This window comes from Frankia alni ACN14a, assembly GCF_000058485.1.
Classification (GTDB): domain Bacteria; phylum Actinomycetota; class Actinomycetes; order Frankiales; family Frankiaceae; genus Frankia; species Frankia alni.
Genome location: NC_008278.1, coordinates 7,192,379 through 7,212,593 on the forward strand (window position 1 = coordinate 7,192,379; position 20,215 = coordinate 7,212,593).

19 protein-coding genes and 1 tRNA gene are annotated in these 20,215 nt (G+C 73.1%); 5 read left to right on the forward strand and 15 right to left on the reverse strand.

The genetic code is table 11. The features are described from left to right. Nucleotides 1-82 precede the first annotated feature (82 nt). Both FRAAL_RS28835 and FRAAL_RS28840 read left to right on the forward strand, forming a co-directional pair. Nucleotides 83-556, forward strand: a complete 474-nt coding sequence (locus FRAAL_RS28835; protein ID WP_011607643.1) for a hypothetical protein — start codon at nt 83-85, stop codon at nt 554-556. Continuing rightward, nucleotides 556-975: a DUF3817 domain-containing protein gene (locus FRAAL_RS28840; RefSeq protein WP_011607644.1), complete on the forward strand. Its 420-nt coding sequence runs from the start codon at nt 556-558 to the stop codon at nt 973-975. Before FRAAL_RS28835 ends, FRAAL_RS28840 begins: the two co-directional genes overlap by 1 nt. Before the next feature lie 100 nt (nt 976-1,075). On the opposite strand, the gene FRAAL_RS28845 is transcribed toward FRAAL_RS28840, so the two are convergent. The 3 genes from FRAAL_RS28845 to FRAAL_RS28850 all read right to left on the reverse strand — a co-directional run bounded on the left by FRAAL_RS28845 (nt 1,076) and on the right by FRAAL_RS28850 (nt 2,332). Continuing rightward, on the reverse strand, nt 1,076-1,756 hold the full coding sequence (locus tag FRAAL_RS28845) for a hypothetical protein (RefSeq protein WP_231861764.1): 681 nt from the start codon (nt 1,754-1,756) through the stop codon (nt 1,076-1,078). Next, entirely contained in the window at nt 1,756-1,887 is a 132-nt protein-coding gene (locus FRAAL_RS35675) for a hypothetical protein (RefSeq protein WP_256788234.1), read from the reverse strand. Before FRAAL_RS35675 ends, FRAAL_RS28845 begins: the two co-directional genes overlap by 1 nt. 154 nt (nt 1,888-2,041) lie before the next feature. Beyond that, nucleotides 2,042-2,332 carry an FDXHR family putative zinc-binding protein gene (locus FRAAL_RS28850; RefSeq protein ID WP_041939931.1) on the reverse strand — a complete coding sequence of 97 codons (291 nt, stop codon included), beginning with the start codon at nt 2,330-2,332 and terminating at the stop codon, nt 2,042-2,044. A gap of 345 nt (nt 2,333-2,677) precedes the next feature. On the opposite strand from FRAAL_RS28850, the gene FRAAL_RS28855 reads away from it, so the two are divergent. Beyond that, nucleotides 2,678-3,565 carry a helix-turn-helix domain-containing protein gene (locus FRAAL_RS28855; protein WP_083866957.1) on the forward strand — a complete coding sequence of 296 codons (888 nt, stop codon included), beginning with the start codon at nt 2,678-2,680 and terminating at the stop codon, nt 3,563-3,565. Nucleotides 3,566-3,923: 358 nt separating this feature from the next. On the opposite strand, the gene FRAAL_RS33385 is transcribed toward FRAAL_RS28855, so the two are convergent. Then, nucleotides 3,924-4,012, reverse strand: a tRNA-Ser gene (locus FRAAL_RS33385). Between the two features lie 87 nt (nt 4,013-4,099). Then, nucleotides 4,100-4,573 carry a MarR family winged helix-turn-helix transcriptional regulator gene (locus tag FRAAL_RS28860; RefSeq protein ID WP_041941133.1) on the reverse strand — a complete coding sequence of 158 codons (474 nt, stop codon included), beginning with the start codon at nt 4,571-4,573 and terminating at the stop codon, nt 4,100-4,102. 262 nt (nt 4,574-4,835) lie between these two features. On the opposite strand from FRAAL_RS28860, the gene FRAAL_RS28865 reads away from it, so the two are divergent. Beyond that, nucleotides 4,836-6,338 (forward strand): MFS transporter, encoded by a 1,503-nt coding sequence (locus FRAAL_RS28865; RefSeq protein WP_011607652.1) that lies wholly within the window; start codon nt 4,836-4,838, stop codon nt 6,336-6,338. 530 nt (nt 6,339-6,868) lie between these two features. On the opposite strand, the gene FRAAL_RS36230 is transcribed toward FRAAL_RS28865, so the two are convergent. From FRAAL_RS36230 to FRAAL_RS28910, 8 genes are all read right to left on the reverse strand, one after another. Then, nucleotides 6,869-9,604 carry an FUSC family protein gene (locus FRAAL_RS36230; protein ID WP_011607654.1) on the reverse strand — a complete coding sequence of 912 codons (2,736 nt, stop codon included), beginning with the start codon at nt 9,602-9,604 and terminating at the stop codon, nt 6,869-6,871. A gap of 169 nt (nt 9,605-9,773) precedes the next feature. Beyond that, the gene (locus FRAAL_RS28880) at nt 9,774-10,535 is read right to left on the reverse strand and encodes an ABC transporter permease (RefSeq protein ID WP_011607655.1); all 762 of its coding nucleotides are present in this window, start codon (nt 10,533-10,535) and stop codon (nt 9,774-9,776) included. Then, nucleotides 10,532-11,572: an ABC transporter ATP-binding protein gene (locus FRAAL_RS28885; RefSeq protein ID WP_011607656.1), complete on the reverse strand. Its 1,041-nt coding sequence runs from the start codon at nt 11,570-11,572 to the stop codon at nt 10,532-10,534. The genes FRAAL_RS28880 and FRAAL_RS28885 overlap by 4 nt, the downstream gene beginning before the upstream one ends. A gap of 227 nt (nt 11,573-11,799) precedes the next feature. Further along, complete coding sequence (locus FRAAL_RS28890; RefSeq protein ID WP_011607657.1) at nt 11,800-12,504, reverse strand: GAF and ANTAR domain-containing protein; 705 nt, start codon at nt 12,502-12,504, stop codon at nt 11,800-11,802. A gap of 76 nt (nt 12,505-12,580) precedes the next feature. Then, nucleotides 12,581-12,976: an STAS domain-containing protein gene (locus tag FRAAL_RS30810; protein ID WP_050997292.1), complete on the reverse strand. Its 396-nt coding sequence runs from the start codon at nt 12,974-12,976 to the stop codon at nt 12,581-12,583. Nucleotides 12,977-13,018: 42 nt separating this feature from the next. Further along, nucleotides 13,019-13,540: a hypothetical protein gene (locus FRAAL_RS28900; protein ID WP_157892251.1), complete on the reverse strand. Its 522-nt coding sequence runs from the start codon at nt 13,538-13,540 to the stop codon at nt 13,019-13,021. Nucleotides 13,541-13,624: 84 nt separating this feature from the next. Next, nucleotides 13,625-14,503: an LLM class F420-dependent oxidoreductase gene (locus tag FRAAL_RS28905; RefSeq protein ID WP_011607660.1), complete on the reverse strand. Its 879-nt coding sequence runs from the start codon at nt 14,501-14,503 to the stop codon at nt 13,625-13,627. Between the two features lie 169 nt (nt 14,504-14,672). Further along, nucleotides 14,673-15,563, reverse strand: a complete 891-nt coding sequence (locus tag FRAAL_RS28910) for a class II glutamine amidotransferase (RefSeq protein WP_011607661.1) — start codon at nt 15,561-15,563, stop codon at nt 14,673-14,675. A 1,234-nt stretch (nt 15,564-16,797) separates the two neighbouring features. On the opposite strand from FRAAL_RS28910, the gene FRAAL_RS28915 reads away from it, so the two are divergent. Continuing rightward, a complete protein-coding gene (locus tag FRAAL_RS28915) occupies nt 16,798-18,189 on the forward strand; it encodes a glycosyltransferase family 4 protein (RefSeq protein WP_011607662.1) in 1,392 nt (463 codons plus the stop codon). A gap of 16 nt (nt 18,190-18,205) precedes the next feature. Here the strand turns inward: FRAAL_RS28915 and FRAAL_RS28920 are convergent, their stop codons facing one another. Next, a complete protein-coding gene (locus tag FRAAL_RS28920) occupies nt 18,206-19,171 on the reverse strand; it encodes a PfkB family carbohydrate kinase (protein ID WP_041939934.1) in 966 nt (321 codons plus the stop codon). A gap of 180 nt (nt 19,172-19,351) precedes the next feature. Beyond that, nucleotides 19,352-20,152 (reverse strand): DUF11 domain-containing protein, encoded by an 801-nt coding sequence (locus FRAAL_RS28925; protein WP_041939935.1) that lies wholly within the window; start codon nt 20,150-20,152, stop codon nt 19,352-19,354. Between the last annotated feature and the right edge of the window lie 63 nt (nt 20,153-20,215).

Below are 20,215 nucleotides of genomic sequence, written 5' to 3' on the forward strand. Positions count from 1 at the left end.
GGTCATCGACGGTGTGAGCCTGGTCGCTGGCACCTGACCCGCGACCTACGCGAAGCGGACCCGGAGAGGTAGCGTCGACAGCGTGCGCCGGCTGTTGTTTGCACCCTCGTGGATCGCGCGTCATCTCCTCGCGCTCGCTATGGTCGCGCTGTTCATCCGCATGGGGATATGGCAGCTCACCAAGGGCGAGTCGGCGCAGGGCTCGTTGCAGAACCTCTTCTACGGCGTCGAGTGGCCGATCTTCGCCGCCTTCGTCGTGTACTGGTGGTACAAGATGATCAGAGAAGAGCTGGCGCCCCAGGACGACGGCGGTCCCCAGTGGGGCGCGGGCGGGCGGATCGCCCCCGAGGCGCCCTGGCGGCCGGAGCTGGACGGCCCCCGGATGTTGACCGCGGCGTCGGACTCGCCCGAGGAGGACGACGAGCTCGACGCCTACAACCGCTACCTCACCTCGCTGTACGAGCGCGACGTGCTGCGCGAGGCCCTGAAGCAGATCGACCCGAAACAGATCACCTCGAAGCAGATCAACGCGAAACAGATCAACGGAGCCCGCTGATGACCCCCGCCCCCTCCCGCACCGCCGGGGGACGTTCCGCCGCGTCGGCGGTCCGAGCCGCCCTGCTGCGGTACCGCGTGATCGCCTACGTCGTCGGCCTCGGCCTGATCCTGCTGGTGTGCGTCGGCGTGCCGCTGAAGTACGCCGGCGGCAACGACACCGTCGTCGCGGCGATCGGCCCGATCCACGGCGTGCTGTACATGGTGTACCTGGCCTGCGCGTACGACCTGGCGAACCGTTGCCGGCTGCCGCTGCGGCAGACGATCCTGATCATGCTCGCGGGCACGATCCCGTTCCTGTCGTTCGTCGCCGAGCGCCGGGTCACCGCCCTGATCCACCGCAAGCACCTCGCCGCACCGGCCGGCGCCCCGGCCACCCGACCCGCCACCGGCAAGGCCGCCAAGGCGCCCGCCCGCTGAGCCGACCAGACCAGACCGGCTCGCGCCGCCGACCAGACCGGGCCCGCCACCACCCGGCGGCCGGCACGGTCTCCCGGATGTTCCAGGCGGCCGGTGGCCGTCAGGGGCAGCCGGCCGGGGCCAGTCCCGGAGCCGCCGCACCGGTGCGCTGGCGGACCGCAGTGAGCGCGGGGCGGTGTCGCGCAGCGGCCACGGTGATCGAGACGACCTCGCCCGACCCGAGCCGCCGCAGCCGGGCCGGGCGGGACGGCCCGCCACCGCCGACGGACAACACCTGTTCGATCTCGGTGCCGAAGGCGAACAACCGTCCGTCCGACCAGGTGACCAGCTCGGTGTGGGCGCCCGACGGCCGGGCGAGAACCAGCCGGGCCCGGGCCGGTTCCCAGACGACGGCGATCGTGCCCGCGGGGCTCAGCAGAGCCCACCGGCCGCCGGTGCGGTAGGCGTCGGCCGACGCGCGCGCCGAGCGGCGGGCGCCCACAGCCCGCGGCCCGGGGTCGGCGATCACCACGAGCCCGGCGTCGTCGACGGCGATCGGCGGGGTCGGGTCAGCGCCCGCAGACGCCGCGCTCACCGCCCCGAACGCCCCGTCGGTGTGCACTCCGCGCGCTGCCGGCAACCCGGCGGCGGAGGAGGCCAGCATCGTGGTGAGCACCGCCCGCCGCACGTCGACCCCGTCCAACCGGACCAGCCCGCAGACCGTCATCGACTCCTCCATCCTCCCGGCCACCCCACCCGACCGCTCCGCCTGGACCACGCCGCCTGGACCACGCGCCTGCATCACGCCCGGCAGGACCCGTCCAGCAGCACCGGCCCGGCAGGGGCAGACAGCACCTGCGCGACCGCGGCGGCCGCCGCCCCGGCGAGCTTGCGCCGCCGCGATCGGGCGCACGCCACGCCGCGGACGGCCACGGTGCTCCAGCGCCGGAACGTAGCAGTTCCGCGACCGCGTCACCGACCGGTTGACCGCAATCACAGGTGGAGTCGGGAAACAGGCGGCCGACGGAGTTTCGGCCGACGGGCGGGAAACTCCGGACCGGTCCGACGCCGATGCCAATGGCGCCGGTCAGGCGGCTCCGACGCCGGACTGCTCGGCTTCCCGCTTCACCCGCCGGGCGGCGATGACCGGATGGGCCGGGCATTCGACCAGGTGGTCGTCGAAGCCCTGCACGCTCGGCCAGGACTGATGACATGAACCGCAATGGGTCGTGACCGGATCGGTCCACCGCGTGTCGCAGCCGGCACAACTGGCCGTAACCGCGATATGCGCACCGGCCTCGGGCTGCCGGCGGCGGGGCACCTGGATCGGCAGTGTCGGTTGCCGGCCGGGCTGATCCGGATCGGAGTGAAGGGTCACGGAAATCGCGCGGGGACGCCGGGGCGAGGAGACGGCGGCCGGGATCGCGCGAGGGGATGTCGACCGACGGGGAGGCACCCGGCCATCCTGTCGCAGACCTGCACAAGCGTCACGCAACCGGCCGTCGAGTCTTCAGGGTGTTTGTCCAGTGCCAACGCTCCGGAGACGGTCAGGTCGGGGCGATCCCACCTACTCCGGGCATCTCGCGCAACCTTTCGGGCCGCTCAGGGCAGACGCCCGTGGCAGACATCATCGAACACGAAAATCACAATGCAGGGACACTGGGCCATGTCGTGGCGAACGATGGCACGACCGGCCCCGGCCAGACTGGCTACGGTTGCACGCATGACGAGCCCCTCCACGGGACCCGGCCCGGCCGACCCGGCACCCGGGGGTGCCCGGATGGGCGTGGGCGCGTTGCTGCGGCAGTGGCGGGAACGACGCAGAGTCAGTCAACTCGAACTAGCACTTCGGGCGGATAGCTCCGCCCGGCACATCAGTTTCGTCGAGACCGGCCGGGCCACGCCGAGCCGGGCGATGGTCCTGCGACTCGCCGAACATCTCGACGTTCCGGTGCGGGACCGCAACGCGCTGCTGATCGCCGCCGGCTACGCCCCGGCCTACCCGGAGACCCCGCTGCACGACCCGGCGATGACCGCCGTGCGCGCCGGGTTGGAGCAGCTGCTCACTGCCTATGAGCCGAACCCGGCGCTGGTACTCGACGGGCACTATGACGTTGCACTGACCAACCGGGCGGCGCTGGTTCTGCTCACCGGCGTGCCGGCGGACCTGCTGCGCCCACCGCTGAACGCCATGCGCCTCACTCTGCATCCGCGTGGGCTCGCGCCGCGAATCGTGAATCTGGCGGAATGGCGATCGCACCTGCTGGAGAGAATGCAGCGGAACATGATTCTGCGTGGTTCGCCCGCACTGCGCGCGCTCCACGACGAGGTGTCCGCCTATCCCGTTCCCGACCGACCGGCCCTCAACGATCCGGGTGCGGACACAGGCCCCGGTTCGGCGAATCCCGCAGCGCCGTCCGACGGGGCGCCTGCGGCGCTCGCACTACCGATGCGGATTGTCGTCGAAGGACATCTGCTCACGCTCATCTCCACGATGACGACGTTCAACACCCCGATGGACGTGACCGTCTCCGAGCTGGCGGTCGAGACCTTCCTGCCCGCCGACCCGGAGACGGCCAAAGCCCTTGCGGCCCTCGCCGAGGGGCGATGAACCGGCCGCCCCGCCCGCGCTCGCCCCGCGCGGCCGCGGGCTATCCCGCCGTGGCGGGCACGCGGTCCCGTCGCGGCCGACGACCCCGGCCGTGGGGTCGGTGTAGCCGCCGTCGGGCGTCCACGCCGCGCTGACCGCCGCCGCGATCCGGTCCGGCTCGGTCGCGTTCCACGCGGCGAAGTAACGCTCGACGGCCTCGGTGTGCACGGTCACAGCACTCATCTCGCTGCGTTCGTCCCGGCGGGTCCGCACCCTCCGGCGTCGGCCGTTTCCGACCCGACCAGCGTCGCCGCCGGCTGCGGCCCCGTCGATGACCGGCGGGGTAATGCAGCAACGGAACGTCAGGAGCTGACGTGAGCGGAGGGCGTGGGATTCGAACCCACGAAGAGGATCACTCCCCTTAGCGGTTTTCAAGACCGCCGCCATCGGCCTCTAGGCGAGCCCTCCCACCTGGCAGTCAAGCCAGACAAGCGTGCTCATCCTACAAGATCCGATCATCGCCCGGCCGCCGCCGCGGCGCGGCGCGGCGGGCGGCTACCGGTCGGCGACGGGGGCGGGACGGGGCCAGGGATAGCCGTTCTCGCGCTCGCAGGTGATGTTGAAGCGGCCGAGCAGATCGGCGAAACATCGCCGGTCCTCGGCGGACCAGTTCTCGAGGACCTGGCCCAGCCCCCGCAGCACCACATCGCGGTCGGCGTGCAGGCGCGCCAGCCCCTGCGGCGTGACCGCCAGCTTGCGGGCCATCCCGCCGTCGGGATCGGGGATGCGCTCGACCAGGTCGGCCTGGAGCATCGCCGCGGCCTGCCGGTTGACGGTGGAGACGTCGAGGGCGAAGGCGTCGGCGAGCTGCCCGATGGTCATCGGCCCCTCCGCCTCGATCCGGCTCAGCAGTAAGTACGCCGAGCGGTCGAGTGTCCGGCCGTGTTGCTTGTGGGTGGACGTGGGCAGGATGTGATGGCGGGCGAGCAGCAACAGCTCTCGCTCGATCTCCTGCAGGTCCTCGAGCACGCTCGCCTCCGCCGCGCATCCGGGCACCTATGCCCTCGTCTGACCGTGACCTTTATCCCAGACTATGCGCAGCTCCGGCGTCTGTGCACGGCACACATAGCATGTATCGTGCACAACAGCGATCGTCCGTGGCAACCGAAACGATCTCGCAAACCCCCCTTGCAAGCGACATGGTCGTGCGCACCCGCAGTCACTCGCGGTCCGCGCGCAGACGGTCACCTTCCGTCGGTGATCCTCGCCGTCATCCACCCCGGAGGCTCCCATGGCACAGGCGTCCGCCGACCCGACCAGTCGGCAGGAGGGCGCACCCGCGCCCGGGCTGATGATCGGGGCCCTGGCCACAGCCGGGGTCGTGGTCTCGGTCATGCACACCCTCGTGGTGCCGCTCATCTCGGACCTTCCCGAGCTGCTGCACTCCTCCGCCTCGAACACGGCCTGGGTGGTGACCGCGACCCTGCTCGGCGCCGCGGTCTCGACGCCGATCGTGGGCCGCCTCGGCGACATGTACGGCAAGAAGCGGATGATGATGGTCAGCCTCGTGGTGCTGATCATCGGCTCGGTCGTCTGCGCGCTGAGCACCTCGCTGCTGCCGATGGTCGCCGGGCGCGCGCTGCAGGGTCTGGCGACGGGCCTGATCCCGCTCGGCATCAGCGTGATGCGTGACGAGCTGCCGCCCGAGAAGCTCGGCTCGGCGCTCGGGCTGATGAGCTCCTCGCTGGGCATCGGTGGCGCCCTCGGTGTCCCGCTGTCGGCGATCATCGCCCAGCAGGTGAACTGGCACGTGCTGTTCTGGGGGGCGGCCGGGCTCGCCGTGCTGGTGCTGCTGGTCATCTGGAAGGTGATCCCCGAGTCGCCGGTGGGCGACAAGACCCACGGCCGCTTCGACTTCGTCGGCGCCCTCGGGATGTCCGCCGGCGTGCTGTGCCTGCTGCTCGTCATCTCCAAGGGCAGCGACTGGGGCTGGACCAAGAGCACCACGCTGGGGCTCGGCGTCGCCGCCGTCGTGATCCTGCTCGCCTGGGGCTTCTGGGAGCTGCGCACCCCGAGCCCGCTGGTCGACCTGCGGATCAGCGCCCGCCGTCAGGTCCTGATGACCAACCTGACCTCGGTCATCATCGGCTTCGCGATGTACGGCATGTCCCTGATCATCCCGCAGCTCCTGCAGGCCCCCAAGGGCACGGGCTACGGATTCGGCCAGTCGATGATCGTCGCCGGCCTGTGCTTCGCGCCGTTCGGCCTCGTGATGATGCTGGCCTCCCCGGTCACCGCCCGGCTGTCGGCGGCCTTCGGATCCAAGGTCACCCTGATGCTGGGCGCGGGGACGATCGCGATCGGCTACGGGCTGGGCCTGGTGCTCATGAGCGAGGTCTGGGAGATCATCTTCCTGGCCTGCATCATCGGCCTCGGGGTCGCCCTGGCCTACGCGTCGATGCCCGCCCTGATCATGGCCGCGGTGCCGCCGACCGAGACGGCCGCCGCCAACGGCCTGAACACCCTGATGCGCTCGCTCGGCACCTCGTCGTCCGCCGCGGTCGTCGGCGTGGTCCTCGCGCACATGACCACGACCTTCGAAGGCGTCGCGCTGCCGTCCGAGGGCGGCTTCCGGCTCGCGTTCGTCCTCGGCGCGGGGTCGGCCCTGCTCGCGCTGCTGCTGGCCACCTTCATCCCCGGCCGGCAGGCAAGCGCCGCGGTCACCGTCCCCAGCCAGCGGGAGACCAGGAGCACGGTCACCGAGGCGGAGACGGTGGACGCAGTCCAGGCCTGAACCGCCTCCCGATCCGCCGGACGCGCGGGTACCCACGGTGTGGGTGCCCGCGCGTTCGGGCATCCCGCCAGGGTGAGCAGACACCCCCGTCAGGACGTCGATCGCGTCCACGGCCCGCCGGGCGACCGCGGCGAGGGCCGTGCCGCCGGCCGGGACGGCGGTCCCGGGGCCGCGGACGGCCACCGCGGCCACCTGGATGGGCAGCAGGGCGGGCGCGCCGGCCGGCTGGACAGCACCCGAACGGACCGTGCCCGGCTGGACCGCACCCGGCCGGACCTCGACGACGCCACCGCCGAGGCAGTCGGCCGGCTCAGCGAGGCGCTGGAATGGGTGGAGCGTGCCCGCGGTGCGCTGTATGAGTTCCATCAGCTTTCCGGGCGGGCGGACCGCACCCTGGCGGAGGCGATCACCGGGCTGGAGGACGCCGGGCACGCCCGGACAGCCGGGTTCGTCCGCGGCCAGTTGTACGGGCGCAACGTGCTCGACGGACGCTGGACCTTCCAGATCGTCGAGGAGTACGACGAGCTGTACTACCGCCCCTTCGCCGAGGTGGACGACGAGGTCCGGCGGCGGCTCACCGACGGGATGCGCCACGTCCACGAGGCCCGGATGAAGTCGCGGGAGCGCGCCCGGGCCGGCCGCGACCTGTGGGGCCCCGGCGCCTGAGCGGCGCCGCCCCCGCCGGTGACCAGGGTGCGGGCCGCTGCGTCGAGCCGGCCCCGCAGGCCCTGGAGCACGGCGAGATGCTCCGCGCGCTCGACGATGTCGAGCGCGGCCACCACCCCCGCCCGGTCCCCCGTGGCAAGCGCCGCCCGGACCCGGACGAGCGCACACGTCCGCACCGCGTCGACCGGAGACGCCGGGGTGACTGGCAGGGACGGCGCAGACGGCGCAGATGCCGGAGACGCCGGGGATGCAGGGGATGGCGGGAATGCCGGGGGCTCGGCTCGACCGGTCAGGGCGTCGGCCAGGCGCAGGTGCCATCGCCGCAGCTCGTCCAGGCTTGCCAGGAGCCGCGGACGGCAGCGGAGCAGCCCCACCCAGGCACTGGCCCGGCCCACGGCCGGCGAGTCGGCTCCGGCGATCTCGGCCCGCAGCGGGTGGGCGCCGGTCAGCCGCAGAGCCTGCGCGGTGCGCCGGATCCGCAGGGCACCGGCGGAGACCAGCATGAGCGCGTCGACGTCGAGCTGACCGGCGGGCCGTTCGGACAGGTACTGGCGGACCGCGTCATCCAGCAGTCGGCCGGCGCGGACGGCTGTGCACGCCATCTTGGCGATCTCCCGCGCGCGGGCCGCCTCCGCAGCGGCACAGGGCGGCTCCGCGGCGACCTGGACGAGGAAGTCCGAGGCTGTCCGGTAGGCGGCGGCGGCCCGCTCCCGTACCAGCCTGGCAGCCGCTCCCGTCGGCCACAGCAGCGCGCCGACGACGACGCTGATCGCAAAGCCGAGCACCACGTCCTCGATGCGGACGAGACCGACCCGCCAGCCGGCCGGCTCGACGATGTTGAACAGCAGCACGACGGCGACGGTGAATCCGGCCTGGCCGACGGCGAACGCGTTCGCCTTCCGGGCGTACCCCGCGATCAGGACCGCGACCGGCAGCAGTGCCCACAGGACCGGCCTCGCCGGGCCCGCCACGACGACGGCGACCCCACCGACGGCGATCCCCACCGCCGTGCCGGCCAACGCGCGCGCGACGGTGATCCCGGTCGCCAGCGCGTTCGAACGCAGCACCGACAGGGTGCCCAGCACCACCCAGAACCCGTGCTGCAACCCCGTCGCGCGGGTCACCGCCACGGCGAGGGTGAGGCCGGCGGCGCCGCGCACGCTGTTGCGGAACCAGATCGCCCGGACGTCGGCGTACCCGGCCGCGAACTCGCGGGTCAGGCGCAGGCGGGCCCGGATCCGCTGCCATCGACCCGCGCCCGGCATCGGCCGCCACAGCCGGCGCTCCCCCGTCGCCACCAGGGTGTGCACCGCGAGCTGCCGGGTCCCGAGAGCCAGCTGGCGCAGCCGGAACGCCTCGGCCGCCGCGACGTCCAGCCCGCTCGGCCCGCTCGGCCCGCTCGGCCCGCTCGGCCCGCTCGGATCGGTCGGATCGCTCGGATCGGTCGGATCGGTCGGATCGGTCGGCTGCCCGGTGGTCCGGCCGACGGCGTCGAGCAGCGCCTGTCCGATTCCCTGGGCGGCCCGATCGAGTCGCTCCACGCCCAGGCCGCCGCCGCGGAGTCCGTCCCCGCCGGTGCGGCTCGCCCGCGGCGGGCGGGACGGCCGGTCGCGAGGTGCGAACCAGTCACGAGGGGCGAACCGGTCGTGGCGGGCAAACCGGTCGCAGTGGGCGAAAGGGTCGAGCCGGTCGGCGACGCCGTGCAGGGTGTCGACGACGGCCGCCAGGAGTTCGGCGGCCGGGCCGGGAAAGCAGTGTCGACGCACCCGGTCCCCGGCGGGCACGGCAAGGGCGAAGGGGACGGTCCAGTCCAGGTCGGCGATGGCGTGGCCGAGGGCGGCCGCGGAGCCACCCGCCCCCGTCGGACGGTACGACGTGGCGGCGAAGCGCCGGCGAACCTCCGCCGCCGCCGAGCGCACCACGGCGTTCATCACCTCCGGCCCCCCGGTCGTGTCCCCGGCAGGGCTCGCGGCGACGCAGTCGGCCAGGGCCCGGCAGGCGGCGGCCAGGGCCCGGCGAACCTCGTCAGGCGGCCGGGCCGGCCACAGCACCACCAGCGAGAGCAGGGCGGCGACGGCGCCCAGACCCCAGCCGGCGAGCCGCTGCGGCACGGCGGACAGACCCGCCGGACTCGTCACCGGCAGCACGAAGGACAGCAGCAGGGCCGGGGCCGCGACCGCCAGGTACACGTTGATCACCCCGGCGAACAGGGCGGCGAAGGCAACCACCGCCATCCCCCCGCACGCCGCCCACGACGACCGGGAACACAGCGTGCCCAGGGTGATCAACGGCAGCCCGGCCACGGCCAGCCCGAGATAGGCGGCGATGCGCACCCGGGCCGGACCGCCGAAGTCGACGAAGACGAGCAGGGCGAAGACCGCGAACCAGGCGAACAGGCTCAGCAGGATGCGGTCGAACACGTAGTAGCCGGCGGCCAGCACCGCGGGCGCGACGACGGCGGCCCGCAGCGCGCTGCGCAGCAGAAACGGGTCGACGCCGGCGAGAACGACGAGGCTGCGCCCCAGCCGCGACGGCCCGAACCGGTGGCCCGGCGGCCCGCCTCGCCCGGACGCAGGCGCAATCCCGACCCCCTCCACCACCCGTCAGCAACCGTCGCCTGTCAGCAACGTCGCCCCCTCAGCAACGTCACCTATTGTGAACCAGCGCTGACGTCAGGTGGTGAAGCAGGCGCTCCGCGCGAGCCGGTGTCTCCTCGGCGGGCGACTCGTCGAACCGCTCGGCGTCAGGAGTCGGGCGGGCGCCAGGCGGTCAGGCGTCCCGGCGCCTGGCCAGGATCAGCCCGATCACGAACAGGCCCACGCACACCGCGGCGTAGTACACCAGCGAGCCCCAGGGCCCGAACGGCATCCCCTCGATCGCAGGCGGGCCGTCGTCGGTCTCGGGCTGGCCGGCGACGATGAAGTTGTTGCCGACGGTGTACGGCAGCCAGTGCTGAATGTGATCGCCGATCCGAGGGATCGCCGGCAGCAGGTTCTCCAGCAGGAGCAGGTAGATGAGTTCGATGACGACGGCGCCGGCGGACTGCCGGACGATCAGACCGACGGCGAGGGCCAGCACGGCGGAGAGCAGGTAGATCAGCCCGACGCCGAACACGTTGCGGTACTCCTGCGCCGTGTCGATCCCCAGCGGTGCGTCCGGCTGGATCAGCCTGGCGACGCCCCAGGAGCCGACGGCGGTGATCTCCCCGACGATCCCCGCCAGCACAGCGACGACCACGGCCTTGGCGACCAGTGCCGGAGTGCGGGTGGGGACGGCGAGGAAGGTCGACCGGATCGTGCTGAACCGGTATTCGGTGGTGACCGCGAGCGTGGCCATCACCATCATCACCACGAGCCCGAAGGTGAAGGCGAACTGGGTGACGCTCGGGGTGAGGGTGGACAGGTCGTCGGCCTTGGTGGTGGCCGCGAAGATGGAGGTCAGCCCCACCGTGAGGGCGGTCGCCAGGATCATGCACCACCACGGCGAGCGGGTGGAGAACAGCTTGATGCGTTCGACGGTGAGCAGAGTCATCGGGCGTCGCCTCCCCGCGTCGCGTCCACGGCCTCGTTCTCCCGCGGCAGCGGCCCGGCGGGCTGTGCCGGGGCGGCGGGTGCCCCGGCGGGCGGTGAGCCGTTCGCCGGCCCCCCGAGCGCGCCGGCGTGGTACTCGACGTCGCCCCCGGTGAGCTGGATGAACGCCTGCTCCAGCGAGCCACGCTGGGCGGCCAGCTCGTGCAGCACCAGACCGACCCGCCCGACCAGCTCGCCGACCTGCTCGGTGCTGCTGTTCGACACGAGCAGCGCCGCCGGCCCGTCGTCCCCGGCGGGCACGTCGCGGACCGCGAGCCCCTGACCGGTGAGCTCACCGTGCAGCCGCTCCATCTCGGGGCCGCGGACCCGGACCGTCGACTCGGACGCCATGTCGATGAAGGCGCGGGTGCTGGTCTGCGCGATGAGCCGCCCGCGCCCGATGACGATGAGTTCCTGGGCGGTCAGCGCCATCTCGGAGAGCAGGTGGCTGGAGACGAAGACCGTCCGACCCTCGTCCGCGAGCCGGTGCATGAACCGACGGATCCAAAGGATTCCCTCCGGGTCCAGGCCGTTGACGGGCTCGTCGAACAGCAGCACGCCCGGATCACCGAGCAGCGCCGTCGCGATACCGAGCCGCTGGGCCATGCCGAGCGAGAAGCCGCCGGCGCGCTTGCCGGCCACGCCGGTCAGCCCGACGATCTCCAGCACCTCGTCCACCCGTTTCGCCGGGATCCGGTTGGACGCGGCCATCCACCGCAGGTGCGAACGCGCGGACCGGTTGGGGTGCACCCATTTCGCCTCGAGCAGCGCACCCACCTGGCGCAGCGGCTGCTTCAGCTCGCTGTAGCGCCGGCCGTCGATGCGGACCGTGCCCGCGCTCGGGTTGTCGAGCCCCAGAATCATGCGCATCGTCGTGGACTTCCCGGCCCCGTTGGGCCCCAGGAATCCGGTCACCTTGCCGGGCTGCACCGAGAAGGACAGGTCGTTGACGGCGACCGTGCGTCCATACCGCTTGGTGAGCCCTTGTGCCTCGATCATTCGCCCCCTTTCGTCAGAGGTCGTTTCGGGGCATCCGCCCGGTGGGCATCATCGTCGTGGCGCCGCCACGGTCAGGCCAGGCGTCGCCGCCGGCCAACCGTGTCGTCCTGGCGACAGTGAACAGGGCGGCCGCGACGACCATCGGGCCAGCACCCGTAGCCGAACGGGGCGCGCCGGCCGGGACCGGGGACCGAGAACCGAAGACGCGGACCGAGCCGGTCGGGTGGTCAGAGCACCCGCCGCCGGGCGAGGATCTCCCCGGCCAACTCGGAGACCCGTCGGCGCTCGTTGCGCGCGGTCCGCCGCAGGGTCTCGAATGCCGAGATCGGGTCCGTCCTCATCGTCGCCATGAGATATCCGACGGCGCGCTCGATCGGAACCCGGTACTCCAGGGCGTACTGAAGCTGGCGGGCGAGTTTGTCGTTGCGGTCGGCGATGAGCCCGGCGAGCAGCAGATTTTCGAGAACCGCGCCGAAATGGACCATGGCGTCGCGCTCGCTGTCGGTCCAGACGCGCGGGGCGTCGGAGGCGACGTTGAGGGTGCCGATCGGCCCGCCACCGAGGCGTACCGGCACGCCGAGGACGGCGCGGATCCCGCCGTCGAGCAGGACGGGGGTGACCCGCGGCCACCGGGTGTCCGTGGCCAGATCCTCGGACAGCACGATCTCGTCGATGATGAAGGACTCGACGCAGGGGCCCTCGCCGAACTCCTCCTGGGCGCGTTCGAGCAGCGCGCCGCTGCTGTCGGAGGCGGCGATGCTGCGCAGGGCCCGGTCCGCATCGACCACCAGGACGCCCGCGCCGGTCAGGTCGAAGATCTCGGTGACCGCGTGCACGACCTCGCTGACCAGCCTGGCGAGCTCGACCTGACTCGGTACCAGGTGGTGCAGCCGGGCCAGGCTGGCGTCCAGCAGCAGCTTGTCGATCTCCATCGTGGTTCCCCCGTACGTCCAGCGCGACCCCGACCGCGGCAACCCGGCCGTCCCATCCTGCCGGATCATCTGGGGGTTAACCCGCAGATGCCGCAGACGCGGTGGTGGCCGACCCGGGGTCGGTCACCGCCTGCCATGCAGCATCTACCGTACGGAATCGCGGCACGCCCTGGGGTGTGAGGATGGTTGCCATCCGCTCCACGATCGGCGCGCATCCGGCGAGTGCGACCCGCACGCCCCGCTCCCGGCCCGCCCGCCAGAGCAGGTGCAGCACCGTGAACCCACGGACGTCGACGAACACGCCGGTCAGGTCGACGACGAGCGTGCTCGCGCACTCGTCCAGGCAGGCCCACAGCAGCGCCCGGGCCATCGGCTCGACGGCGGCGTCGAGGTCGCCCTGGAACGCGACCGTGACCCCGCCCGGATGGTGCCGCACCACGGCGACGGGCCGGGCCGGGCCGGCGGTGCTCACCTGGGCCCCGCCGCCCCCGCACCCCCCGGGACGCGGCGCCGCTCAGCCATCGGCCGCCTCGCCGCGAGAATCCTCTGCGCCCGGCTCGCCGGCGCGTCGGTGTGCCGCACCCGGCGCGCCGCCGCGATCGTCCGCCGCGTCCGGCGCATCGAACTCGTCCGGGCGGTGCGACGAGCGGCGGCGGCGCACCCCGACATCGACCTGACGGCGGACGGTCCCGTCGATTGCGGCCGAACGCTCGGCCGCAATCGACGAATTGATCATCCCGAGCAGGCGGTTCTGCTCGTCGGCGGGGATCCCGGACATCAGGCTGGCGACCAGCTCGGACCCGCCGTCCACCCCGACGACCACCGAGGCGGCGTCCGCGGCCGCGGGCAGCGATGGCGCCGGCTCGCCCTCACGGGCGGCAGGGACCGCGGCGACGTCGCCGCGATCGGAGACCCGCTGGTCCGCGACGTGCTGGTCTGCGACGCGCTGATCTGCGACATGCTGGTCGGAGACCCGCTGGTCGGACACGCGTTCGTCGGCGTCCGGAGACGGGGCGCCTGGAGCGTCTGCGGGCATGCGTCACTCTCCGTGACTCGGCCGCAGACACAGGGCAGGCGAATGGATCGGTTGTCGAGAGACTACCGCATGGGACTCCCCCGGTCAGGGTGACGCGAGGGTGTTGATCGCGCCGGCGAGCCGGCCCCACTGGTCGAGCGGGAGCTGGCTGGGCGTCGGGGTCAGGACCTGCACGGCGACGTGGTCCGCGCCCGCCTGGTGGTGTTCGGCGATCCGGGCGAGGACGGTGTCCAGATCACCCCAGGCGACCAGGGCGTCGACGAGCCGATCGGAACCGGATCCGGCCAGGTCCGCCTCGGTGAAGCCGAGCCGGCGCAGGTTGTTGGCGTAGTTCGGCAGCCCGAGGTAGAAGCCGATGCCCTTGCGGGCCACCGCGCGGGCGCTGTCGGGGTCGGTGTCGAGCACGACCTTCTGCTCGGGGGCGAGCAGCGCGTCCGGCCCCATGATCTCCCGCGCCCGCCGAGTGTGCTCGGGCGTGGCGAGGTACGGCAGCGCGCCCGCGCTGCGGCGGGCCGCGATGTCCAGCATCCGCGGTCCGAGCGCCGCCAGCGCCTGGTCGGAGCGGGGCACCCCGAGCTCGTCCAGCGTGTCGAGGTAGTCGAGTAGGACCTCGACCGGCCGCTCCCAGCGCCGACCGGTCAGCTTCTCCACCGGACCCCGATGCCCGACGCCGAAGCCGAGCAGCAGCCGGTCGGGATGCGCCTTGGCGAGCATCGCGTAGTGATCGGCGACGATGTCCGCCTTCTCCGTCCAGATGTTCAGGATGCTCGTGCCGACCACCAGCCCTTCGGTGCCATCCAGGATGGCGGCGGGAAGCTCCAGATCCCCGCTGGCGGCACCGATCCACACCGTCGGGATACCCATCGCCGCCACCTCGGCGGCGACCTCGGCCCGCGACCGGACGTCCGTCGGCCACTGCCGCTGGGCTGCCCACAGCCCGATCCTGCCGACTTCAAGTACCACCACGAGCCCCTTCCGCGCAGGGAACTGCGACTGTCCGCATGATTGCCCGTGAAGCATTGCTACCCCGTGCGCACGCCCCCTATGTCGGCAGGTTTCGTCGAACCTTTGCGGGGACGCCGTACGGACCTCCCGGGGACGCCGTACGGACCCCGCGGGGACGCCCGCCGGGTCAGGCGGACATCGGCAGATCGGGGACCGAGGTGGTCTGCGACACGGCGGCCTCGGGTCGCAGGTCCTCCAGGGAAAGCTGGTGGACGGGCGGCCCGTCGAGCACGATCCGCGAGGTCACCGTGAGATCGGCCGCGACGTGGAGCAGCTCGCCGCTGTCCATCAGCCGCCAGCGCGGGTCCTCGTCCATCCGCTCGCTCTCGACCACCACCGCCGGCTCGTCGAGCAGGTCGAGGGAACGGACCCGGATCTCGCTGAACGGGCTGGCGTGGTCGAGGTGGCGGCCGTTGCGTCCGCCGGCGCCACGCTGGAGCACGTACAGGCCGTTGGTGTCCGGGTAGCGCAGGGCCCACAGCTCCCCGGCGGTGATGAGAATCATGTTGATCGAGTAAAGGGGAAGGTTCTGCGCCGCCCAGCGCGCCGCCGCGGCGATGCCCTCGCCGACGTCGCCGTCGTGGGCGTCGATCTCCCGGGTGACCAGCGCGAAGAAGCGCTCGGAGTCGGTGTCGCCGAGCACCGGCAGGCCGGCCGTGCCGAGCTCCGCGTCCAGCTTGCCCAGGCCCTCGATCACCCCGTTGTGGGCGAAGATCCGCCCGTCGCGGACGAACGGGTGCGTGTTGGCGTCGCTGGCCCGGCCGGTGGAGGCATGGCGCACGTGCGCGACGAAGGTCGACGAGGTGACGTCCTGCGCCTCCCGGGCGAACGCCGTGTCCGCACGGCTGCGGATCGCCTGCCTCACCACCTGCGGGACGCCGTCCGCGTCGAAGGCGCCGAGGCCAGCGCCGTCCGGCGTTCGCAGGGTGGCGGCGCGTGGGCTGTCGGGCGCGTCCAGCAGCCAGAACGTGGCCTTGATCCGCTTCGGGCCACTACTCATCGCGAACAGGTGGCACATCGACGCCCTCCCTCACAGTCTCGACGGCCCCGGTCCGGCCGGGGCCCGGCTCACCGAGCCACGCGGATCCGCCGGTCCGGCGTGGGGATGGCCGTCGGCGGAGCGAAAAGGGCAACGCTACCTCCGGCCCGAAGCTACCTCCGGCCCGAAGCGCTGACGATCCACCCGACGCCCCGCGCCCGCGACCGGCGACACGTTCGGTGAAGTTCTCGCGGATGGTCTGTTCCCCGCACCGATCCGGTCACTCCCGGCACATGCGGCGCATCCCATGCCGGAGTGCGGTGACCTGGCCGTGATATCGGAGTCGGGCTGGACGGACGTATTGTTGTTTCGTTCCGTTTCGTCATGCACACAACGACAGATGTAGCCGGATGGTGCCGGCGCGGCCGCGGCCCGGACGCTCCTGAACCCGTCCCCGTCGGCCGACGCCGTGCCGACGCCGTCACCGCCGTACCGCCGCCGTCACCCCACCCCACCGCCGTCACCCCACCGCCGTCACCCCACCGCCGTCGCCGCCCCGCAGCTGCTGCCCCGCCGCAGCCCTCGACCTTCCCGGCACGTCCACACGCCGGGTCCGCTCGGGTCGGCCGCCCGGCGCCACACCCCGGCCATCTGCGATTCCCACGCGGCGGGCCCGGACGCAGATCCTCGCCCGCGAGAACCGCAGCCATCGCCACGACGAGGCCGTGTAGATCGGCCGAACACGGTCGTTACGCGCGCGGGCAGTCCCGCCCCGCCCAACCCTCCGCCGCGGTAGTCACAACGGGCACCCCGATGCGACCGTGTCTCCCACATTCCCACCCGGCCGTCCGACAATTTTTCTGTTTATCAGAAAACACCGCGACAAAAACCGGCCGGGTCATCGCCTCCTTTTCGATCGTCCGCCACCCCGCTTCGGCCAGGGCGAGTGGCCCGACCAGAGTCCGTCCTGTTCACACCGGGGTCGCCCGGCCGGCCGGGTCTCGGCCCTCCCGCGGAAACGGCGGCGAGCCACCTTTTCCCACAAGCTCGGACGAAGGACCGACTCCCGGCCGATCGGCGAACGGTTTCGGACCTGCCCGGACAATGTCGACGCCAGTCCCGCGTGACGCAATTCCACCACGTCCAGCCGGACCATCCCGGGCGAAACGCCGGACGCGCGTCGACAATCACCGGGAGCCCCGAGAGGTCCGCGGTAACGTATTACCGTCATTCCCGCATGCTCCGGTGACCGGACCGATGGAAACGGAGAAGCATGGCGGAGTCGGTCCGATCGCGCAACGCCCTGTGCATCCTGTTCTTCTGCGAGCAGTACCCGCCGGTCGTCTGGGACGGCGCGGGCAGCTACACGGCGACGCTGGCCGTCGCGCTCGCGCGGCTCGGGCACGAGGTGCACGTGCTCTGCGCCCAGGGTCACCGGGTCGTCGACTCCCTGCAGGACGGGGTGCACGTGCATCGCCGGCCGCTGCTGCGGGTTCCGGTCACCCGCGGGCTCGGCCCGGTCGGGGCGCGGCTGCGCGGGCCGCTGTACCCGCGGGACTCGATCACGCTGCGGGTCAGCCTGCCGTTGTCCTACAGCTTCTGGCTGCGCCGCCTTGGCCTGCGCCCCGACGTGATCGAGACGCAGGACGGGGAGACCCGCGGCCTGCTCCAGGCGCTGTACCGCACCCTTCCGCTCGCGATCCACCTGCACTGCCCGACCATGCTCACCGTCCAGCTCGCCGGCCAGCCGCTCGGGTGCAAGGGCCGGCTCGCCGACCGTCTCGACCGGATCTCCGCCGATCGCGCCGCCGTGGTGACCTCACCGTCGCAGCTCCTCGTCGACACCCTGCGCGAACATGGCTGGCTGGGCCGGCGCGCCGTGGAGGTCATCCCGAACCCGTTCGACGCCCATCCCTGGCTCGACGTCCCGGACGTCGCCGGCACGGCGCCGATGGTCGCGGCGGTCGGCCGCCTGGAGGCGTACAAGGGGGTGGACGTTCTGCTCGACGCGTCGGCGCGGCTCAACCGCGCGGGCGTCGCCCACCGGCTGGTGCTCGCCGGGCGCCCCGCCGGCACGATCGGCGGCGCCCCCGCCGGCAGCTGGCTCGCCCGGCGGGCCCGGGAGCTCGGCCTACAGGTGGAGTTCCCCGGCCATCTGTCAGCCGGCGAGCTCCGCGCCCTCTACCGCCGGGCCCGGGCCGTCGCGGTGCCCAGCCGCTTCGAGAGCTTCTCGATCGCCGCCGTCGAGGCGATGGCGGCCGGGCGGCCGGTGGTGACCACGACCCGGACAGGCGTGGCACCGTTCGTCGAGCGCTGGGGGTCCGGGACCGCCGTCCCGCCCGACGACGCCGAGGCGCTGGCCGCCGCCCTCGCCCCGTTCCTGCTCGACCCCGCGCGGGCCGCCGCCTGCGGCGCCCGGGGCCGGCTCGGGGTCACCGAGATCGACCCGGCGGCGATCGCTCGCCGCAAGGAGGACGCCTACCGCCGCGGCATCGCCCAGTTCGCCACGGCCTGCGCGCCACCGCCGGCCGGCGGGCGGCGGGCGGCGAGACCCGCCGCACCCCCTGCGCCCACCGCGCTCCCTGCGCCCACCGCGCACGCTCCGCCCGGACCCGCCGCGCCCGGTACCCCGTTCCCCTGCCGCCCACCCCGAATCCGACGGTGACCGGGCCGGGCCGGCCCTATCCCGACCGCCGCCGTGGGCCGAAGACCAGCTCGCGGAGCTCGCCGGCGGTGGGAAGCGCCTCGTAGGCACCGACCCGGCCCACCGTGAGCGCCGCGGCGGCCCGTGCGTGGTGGACGGCGGTGGCCGGGTCGTCGCCCGCGACCAGGCGGGCGGCGAGCACGGCCGTGAAGGCGTCGCTGGCCCCGGTCGCGTCGATCACCGTCGCCGCGACGGCGGGGTGGACGGTCGTCGCGCCGCCGGTCCGCAGCACACATCCCCGTTCGCCCAGGGTGACGCAGACGGTCGGGACGCCGAGCGTCTCGGCGACCGCTTCGGCGAGCCGCCCGGCGGGCCCGCGGGCGGCGGCCCGCCCGGCCAGCAGCGCGCGGGCCTCGGCCTCGTTGGGGACGAGGATGTCGACCTGCTCCCACGCAACGGCCGCGACGACCGCCGGGTCGCCCGGCGCCGGCGCCGGGTTGACGACAACCCGCGTGGCGGCCTTGGCGGCGGCGGTGACGAGGTCCGCGGCCCGTTCGGCGAACTCGAACGTCACCAGGGCCGCGTCGACCGGGCCGCCCGTCGCCGCCGCGGCGGCGTGGACCTGGTCTCCGGTGACGGCCAGCGCCTCGGGGACCCGCCAGACAACCGCCTTCTCGCCGTCACCCCGCACATGGACGACGCAGACGGGCGTCGGCACGTGCGGGACCACCGTCATCGCCGACACGTCCACCCCCTCGCCGGCAAGCGCCGCCCGCACGGCCGCCCCCACGCCGTCCGTTCCGACCGCCCCCACCGCGGTCACCGGCAGGCCGAGCCGTGCCAGGGTCACCGCCTGGTTGAGCGCCTTCCCACCCGGCGCGGTCCGCATCGCGTCGGCCCGCACATCCTCGCCCCACCCCGGCAGCCGCGGGGTGCTGACGAGGCAGTCGAGCACGAACGCGCCGGCGACGAGAAACCGCGGCGCCTCGGCCGCCGCCGTCACGGCCCCTCGCCGATGTCCCCGAACCTCCTGCTCTCCCGCCACCTGCCCCCGTCCGCGGTCAGCCGCTCACGCCGAGGGCCCACGGTAGATCCGCGGCGAACGGGTACTCGGAATGGGCTGATACTCGCGGCGGGCCCCCGCAGCGCCCTGGAGCCCTGGAGCCCTGGAGCCCTGGAGCCCCTAGAGCCGGACGGTCTCGTCGGGGCTGCTGGGGCCGGCCTCCTCGCCCGCATCGCCCTGGGGGTTCCGGTCCGACCGCGGGCCGGGTATCGCCACAAGGTGATCCCCCTGGTGGGTCCGCCCCTCTCGACCAGGCGACCGTCGGTGCCGAGGCGAGCGTCGGTAGCGCAGGAACAGACCCGCACCGAGTGCGAGCGCCGCGGCCAGGGCCCCGCACAGCGCCAGGAGCCAGCCGGGCAGGCCGGCCCAGCCACGACCGCCCCCGCCCGCGGAGCCCGCGGCAGCGCCGCCGGCGGGCAACCGGTCCGAGTCGGCGGCGCAGACGATCGGCCTGCTGTCGGCGTGCGCGGCCACGCACACGACCGCCGCGAGCCGGAGCAGGCCGGGCGGTGGCTTCGTCACCTCGGCCCGAACGCCGAACACGGTGTTGCGACCGGAACGCAGGTCGGTCCGCCAGGTGACCGTGCCGTCCCTGAACGCGCCGTCACGATCAGCCGAGCCGAACCGGGCGCCCGCGGGGAGTGTCTGGGTGACCAGGAGATCGGTCGCGTCGACCGTGCCGATGTTGCGGATCCTGACCGTATAGGTGAGATGGTCGCCCGCCCTGACATCGGTGTGACCATCGTCGATCGCGACCGAGAGATCGGGAGCAGCCGCATCGGCGTGCTCCGGCGACGGCGTCTCGTCGGCGAGGGCGCCGGGCGGGGCCACGAACGTACCGGCCACGACGAGGGGGCTGCCGAGCAGGGCGGCGGCCAGCAGAAGCCGCCCACGCACGCGCCCGAAACGGAAGATGCTCATCTCATCTCTTTCCGGTCTCGTCTCTTTCCGGATATCGGGCCGCCGCCATCGCACCTGGACTCG

What these genes read in the sequence shown, in the direction of transcription:
- FRAAL_RS28840 (WP_011607644.1), top strand. Translation starts at nt 556, where the DNA reads ATGACCCCCGCCCCCTCCCGCACCGCCGGGGGACGTTCCGCCGCGTCG.
- FRAAL_RS28845 (WP_231861764.1), bottom strand. Translation starts at nt 1,756, where the DNA reads ATGCAGGCGCGTGGTCCAGGCGGCGTGGTCCAGGCGGAGCGGTCGGGT.
- FRAAL_RS28855 (WP_083866957.1), top strand. Translation starts at nt 2,678, where the DNA reads ATGACGAGCCCCTCCACGGGACCCGGCCCGGCCGACCCGGCACCCGGG.
- FRAAL_RS28865 (WP_011607652.1), top strand. Translation starts at nt 4,836, where the DNA reads ATGGCACAGGCGTCCGCCGACCCGACCAGTCGGCAGGAGGGCGCACCC.
- FRAAL_RS28880 (WP_011607655.1), bottom strand. Translation starts at nt 10,535, where the DNA reads ATGACTCTGCTCACCGTCGAACGCATCAAGCTGTTCTCCACCCGCTCG.
- FRAAL_RS28885 (WP_011607656.1), bottom strand. Translation starts at nt 11,572, where the DNA reads ATGATCGAGGCACAAGGGCTCACCAAGCGGTATGGACGCACGGTCGCC.
- FRAAL_RS28890 (WP_011607657.1), bottom strand. Translation starts at nt 12,504, where the DNA reads ATGGAGATCGACAAGCTGCTGCTGGACGCCAGCCTGGCCCGGCTGCAC.
- FRAAL_RS28900 (WP_157892251.1), bottom strand. Translation starts at nt 13,540, where the DNA reads ATGCCCGCAGACGCTCCAGGCGCCCCGTCTCCGGACGCCGACGAACGC.
- FRAAL_RS28910 (WP_011607661.1), bottom strand. Translation starts at nt 15,563, where the DNA reads ATGTGCCACCTGTTCGCGATGAGTAGTGGCCCGAAGCGGATCAAGGCC.
- FRAAL_RS28915 (WP_011607662.1), top strand. Translation starts at nt 16,798, where the DNA reads ATGGCGGAGTCGGTCCGATCGCGCAACGCCCTGTGCATCCTGTTCTTC.
- FRAAL_RS28925 (WP_041939935.1), bottom strand. Translation starts at nt 20,152, where the DNA reads ATGAGCATCTTCCGTTTCGGGCGCGTGCGTGGGCGGCTTCTGCTGGCC.